Here is a 4,956-nt window from a genome sequence, read left to right on the forward strand (position 1 = left end):
GCCCCGCACGGTCCGCCCGGCGCCCGCGCCTCCTGCTCGGGCCGGGTCCAGCCCCCGCCCCGTCCCGGCCGATGGCGGCCCCGCGCCGCCACCGGGCAGGCCGCCGGGCGCGCTCGTACGATCGAGATGACGATCCGGGCCATGCCGGCGCACACCGGGGGTACCCGGTGGTACCCGAGCGGCGCGCGGCGGTCCGGAACGGACCGGCGCGGGCGAGAAAGGAGCGCCGATGGGCGGCATAGACCCCGCCACGCTGGACGAACAGCAACTGCTGCGGGAGCTGGAGAGCATCCACCGCACCCGGCACGAGACGCTGCTGTACGGCTCCCCGGACGCGCTGAGCGCGCACAACGTCCGCATGGCCGAACTGGAGGGCGAATATCTGCGCCGGCACCCGCTGCGCCAGGTTGCACCCGGTCGGACCCGAGAAGGGGCGCGGTCGCGCGACGGGTGAGACGGTGAAGCCAGGACCGCGCCGCCCGAGCGGGTTTGTGGCCGACCGTCCTGGTCACCCGTCTCCGCAGGCCCGTGCCGTTCCGCCAGAGCGCGCGCGAGTCCAAGGGAAGGACGGACCATGGCGCTGCTCGCGGTGCTCCTGCCGGTGGTGATGCTCGGCGTCGTGCTGGCGTTGGGCCGGTACGAGGAAATGATGCTGAGCGGGCCGGGCCGGCACGGCCGGCACCGGGCCCCGGTGCCCGGCGGGCGCGCCCATACGCGGCGCCGGCCGGCCGTGCCGTGCGTCAACCGCGGCCGTTGGCGCGAGGTCCCCGAGCGCCGGCGCTTCGCCGGCAGCCGGCCGTGCGCGGCCACCGCCCCCCGGCAGGGAGTGCTCGTGCCGGAGGAGACCGCTCCGGTCGTCGACGCGTCGGTGTCCGAGCCGGTGCCCGAGGCGCTGCCGGAGCCGGTCCACGGCGTTCCGACGAGCGGCGCGTCCGTACGGAGCGGTGGGGGCCCCCTGCCGGCTGACGCCGCGCCCGTACTGCCGGACGCCGCGCCCGTGGCGTCCGTACGGCGGGTGGAGGCGGCACCCGTACGGCCCGAAGCGGCATCCGTACTGCCCGAGGCAACCCCCGTACTGCGGGAAGCGCCCCCCGTACTGCCGGAGGCGAGCCCCGCCGTACTGTCCGACGGGGCCCCCGTACGCGTCCGCTGACGGTCTCACTCCTTCCCGGAGGGGGACCCGCGCCCCGGCAGGAACTCCTGGATCTTCGCCTTGAGGCCCTGCTTCGCCACGCCGAGCCGCTCCGCGTCGCCCTTGACCAGGGACGCCACCGTCGATTCGAGCTGCTCCCAGGTCGCGTGCGGCGGAATCGGCGGCACCGACGGATCGGTGAGGAACTCCACGACCGCCGGGCCGTCGGCGGTCAGCGCCCGCTGCCACCCCGCGGTCACCTCGTCCGGCTTCTCCACCCGGATGCCCGTCAGCCCCAGCGACTCGGCGAACGCCGCGTACGACACGTCCGGGAGTTGCTGCGAGGGCAGGAACTGCGGGGCGCCGCCCATCGCCCGCATCTCCCAGGTCACCTGGTTGAGGTCGCGGTTGTTCCACACCCCAATCACCAGTCGCGGGTCCTCCCACGCGAAGCGGTACTTCGCCGCCGTGATCAGCTCGGCCAGCCCGTTCATCTGCATCGCCCCGTCCCCGACCAGAGCCACCACCGGCCGGTCCGGGTGGGCGAACTTCGCCCCGATGGCGTACGGCACCCCGCAGCCCATGGTCGCGAGCGTCCCCGACAGCGAGCCCCGCATGGTGCCGCGCATCCGGATGTGGCGGGCGTACCAGTTGGTCGCCGAGCCGGAGTCGGCGGTCACGATCGCGTTCGGCGGCAGCAGAGGGTCGAGGCAGTGCGCCACGAACTCCGGGTTGATCGGGTCGGCCGACACCTCGGCGCGCCGCGCCAGCACCTCCCACCAGCGCTCCACGGACGCCCGCACCCCGTCGAACCACTCGCGCGAGGCCGCCGGCTCCAGCAGGGGCAGCAGCCGGCGCAGCGTCTCCCGCGCGTCGCCGACGAGGTTCACCTCGTACGGGTAGCGCATGCCGACCATGTGCGGGTCGAGATCGATCTGCACGCCCCTGGCCTTGCCGTACTCCGGCAGGAACTGGCTGTAGGGGAAGCTGGAGCCGATCGTCAGCAGCGTGTCGCAGTCGCGCATCAGCTCGTACGAGGGCCGGCTGCCCAGCAGTCCGATCGGGCCGGTGACGTAGGGCAGTTCGTCCGTGAGCACGTCCTTGCCGAGCAGCGCCTTGGCCACCCCCGCGCCGAGCTTCTCGGCGGTCTCCATGACCTCGGCGCGGGCGCCGGCCGCGCCCTGGCCGATGAGGATCGCCGGCCGCTCCCCGGCGTTGAGCACCTCGGCGGCCCGCTGCAGGGCCTCGTCGGACGGAACGGACCGCCAGCCGCTGCGGTCCAGGCTGGAGGGCACCATCTTGAACGCGTGGCCCGGCGCGGAGTACTCCAGCTCCTGCACGTCCCCCGGGATGATCACCGCGGTGGGGCAGCGGCGCCCGTACGCCGTACGGATCGCCCGGTCCAGCACGTTCGGCAGCTGCTCGGGCACGGTGACGGTCTCCAGGAAGTCCGAGGCCACGTCCTTGAACAGGCTGTGCAGATCGACTTCCTGCTGGTACGAGCCGCCCATCGCGCTGCGGTGGGTCTGGCCGACGATCGCCAGCACCGGTACGTGGTCGAGCTTCGCGTCGTACAGGCCGTTCAGCAGGTGGATGGCCCCCGGCCCGGACGTGGCGGCGCAGACGCCGAGGCGGCCGGTGAACTTGGCGTAGCCCACCGCCTCGAAGGCGGACATCTCCTCATGGCGGGCCTGGACGAAGCGCGGCTCGTTCTCGGCCCGCCCCCACGCCGCCAGCAGGCCGTTGATGCCGTCCCCGGGATATCCGAACACGTGGTCGACTCCCCAGGCGCGCAGCCGGGCGAGGACGAAGTCGGCGACGGTCTCGGCCATGGATGATCCTCCTCGGTGTTCGGCGGGCTGCCGTGGGCCTTCCCGGCCCGCGACAGGGCCTCCCCCGTCCGCGACGGGGGCGCTCCGCCCCGGGTTACCACTGCGGGCCTGCGGAAACCCGCTGCGGGCCTGCGGAAACCCGCGGTGGCGAGGCGGGGGAGCGGGGCGGTGCGAGGAGACCGCGGGGCGGTACGAGGCGGCGGGCGGGGCGGTGCCATGCGGCCGGTTTACTCCGTGCCGACCGGGGCAGGCGCTCCTCGTGCTTCGGACCGAAGGCACGCCCGCGGGAGCGGCTCATCGCCCCGACGTGTCCGGTCCGGTGCGTACGCGCGCACTCCCGCGGTGATCCCCTCACCCGGCACCCAGGGAGCCATTTCCCATGACGACCGCAGTACGCCCGCGCAGCAAGCGGAAGCACCCGCACGACGACGCCCCCGACACCTCCGCCGAGTTCGACCGGCTGGCCACGATGCCGGAGGGGCCGGAGAAGGACGCCCTGCGAAAGCGGCTGGTGGAGGCATGGATTCCGATGGCCGAGCGGCTCGCCCGGCAGTTCCGCAACCGCGGCGAGAGCCTGGAGGACCTGGAGCAGGTGGCGGCCCTCGGCCTGGTCAAGGCCGTGACCCGGTACGACCCCGAGCGCGGCACGGCCTTCGAGAGCTTCGCCGTGCCGACGGTGGTGGGCGAGGTGAAACGTCACTTCCGTGACCACATGTGGGGGCTGCATGTGCCGCGGCGCGTGCAGGAGCTGCGCAACCGCGTCCGTTCGGCCGTGCGGGAGCTGTCCCACTCGCTGGACGGCCGCGGCCCGAGCGTCGGCGAGATCGCCGAGTACACCGGCCTGAGCGAGCGCGAGGTGCGCCTCGGCATGGAGGCGCTGGACAGCTACACCCCCCTCTCCCTCGACGCCGAACTCAGCGGTACGGAGGACGGCTACACCCTCGTCGACACCCTCGGCGACGTCGAACCCGGCTTCGACCGCGTGGTCGACCGGGAGTCCCTCCGCCCCCGGCTCAGCCAACTGCCCGAGCGGGAGCGGAAGATCCTCTACATGCGGTTCTTCTGCGACATGACCCAGGCCCGGATCGCCGAACAGCTCGGCATCTCGCAGATGCACGTCTCCCGTCTGATCAACCGCACCTGTGAGCGGCTCTGCGCCCAGGTCATGGCGGAGGCGAGCTAGCCCAGGGGGGCATGTCGACGTCGCGCCCGCGCAGCGCCAGGGCGACATGGCGGGAGATCCGGTCCACCACCCCCGCCTCCGCCATCTCGAACGCCCGCCGGCCGCCCGTGCGCAGCAGCGTGAGGGCGCCCAGCGCGGGCGACTGCGGCCCACAGGCGGGCGGCAGACACAGGGGGACGCAGATCAGCGAGGTCACCCGGGCCCGGATCAGCATCGAGGCCCCCGAGGCGTCCCGGCCGAGGGCGTCCGTGTCGTCGGGCCGCACGCGCAGCGCCGGCAGGGCGTCCCGTACGGCGTCGACGACCACGGGGCAGTCGGCGGGGTCCTGGTCCATCAGGGCCGCGCCCAGGCCCGCCGGCTCGCCGTCCCCGCCGTCGGCGGGCTCCCGCCGCACCACCTCGCCCCGCGGGCCGAGCACGACGGCCCGGCGCAGCAGCCCGCCCTCGGGCTCCGCCAGGTCGGCGATCACCCAGTCCGTGGTCCTGCCGCCCAGCAGACGGGCGGCCTCGCGCAGGACGGCCTCGGGGCCGTCCTGCTCGGGCACCCGCAGCAGCGCGGTCGCCATGTCGTCCATGAGGTCGAGCAGTTCCGCGTGGCGGGATACCTCCGCCAGATCGGGGTGGCGGGCATCTCCGCCGCCTCCACCCGCACCCGGGCGCGCGGCCGGCACGGCGACCTGGACGCCGGACGCCGCCCCACCGGGCAGGGTGCCCGACCCGTCCGGGGCAGGGCCCGGCCCCGTCGCGAGCTCCGGGAGCGTCAGTCCTGAGAGCGTCTGGAACGCGGCCAGTACGGTGGGGCGGGGCTCG

4 protein-coding genes and 1 pseudogene are annotated in these 4,956 nt (G+C 74.3%); 3 read left to right on the forward strand and 2 right to left on the reverse strand.

Annotated elements, in window-relative coordinates:
* Positions 1–229: 229 nt before the first annotated feature.
* Both ACSNOD_RS28345 and ACSNOD_RS28350 read left to right on the forward strand, forming a co-directional pair.
* On the forward strand, positions 230–454 hold the full coding sequence (locus ACSNOD_RS28345; RefSeq protein ID WP_436769924.1) for a DUF6158 family protein: 225 nt from the start codon (positions 230–232) through the stop codon (positions 452–454).
* A 120-nt stretch (positions 455–574) separates the two neighbouring features.
* The gene (locus ACSNOD_RS28350) at positions 575–1,153 is read left to right on the forward strand and encodes a hypothetical protein (protein WP_436769925.1); all 579 of its coding nucleotides are present in this window, start codon (positions 575–577) and stop codon (positions 1,151–1,153) included.
* 5 nt (positions 1,154–1,158) lie between these two features.
* On the opposite strand, the gene ACSNOD_RS28355 is transcribed toward ACSNOD_RS28350, so the two are convergent.
* Positions 1,159–2,964: a thiamine pyrophosphate-requiring protein gene (locus tag ACSNOD_RS28355; RefSeq protein WP_436769926.1), complete on the reverse strand. Its 1,806-nt coding sequence runs from the start codon at positions 2,962–2,964 to the stop codon at positions 1,159–1,161.
* A 379-nt stretch (positions 2,965–3,343) separates the two neighbouring features.
* On the opposite strand from ACSNOD_RS28355, the gene ACSNOD_RS28360 reads away from it, so the two are divergent.
* A complete protein-coding gene (locus tag ACSNOD_RS28360) occupies positions 3,344–4,147 on the forward strand; it encodes an RNA polymerase sigma factor SigF (RefSeq protein ID WP_436769927.1) in 804 nt (267 codons plus the stop codon).
* Here the strand turns inward: ACSNOD_RS28360 and ACSNOD_RS28365 are convergent.
* Positions 4,128–4,956: pseudogene (locus ACSNOD_RS28365) on the reverse strand (hypothetical protein); the annotation flags it as partial. The gene ACSNOD_RS28360 and the pseudogene ACSNOD_RS28365 overlap by 20 nt on opposite strands.

Origin of the sequence: Streptomyces sp. URMC 123 (assembly GCF_051386515.1) — a bacterium.
GTDB lineage: Bacteria > Actinomycetota > Actinomycetes > Streptomycetales > Streptomycetaceae > Streptomyces.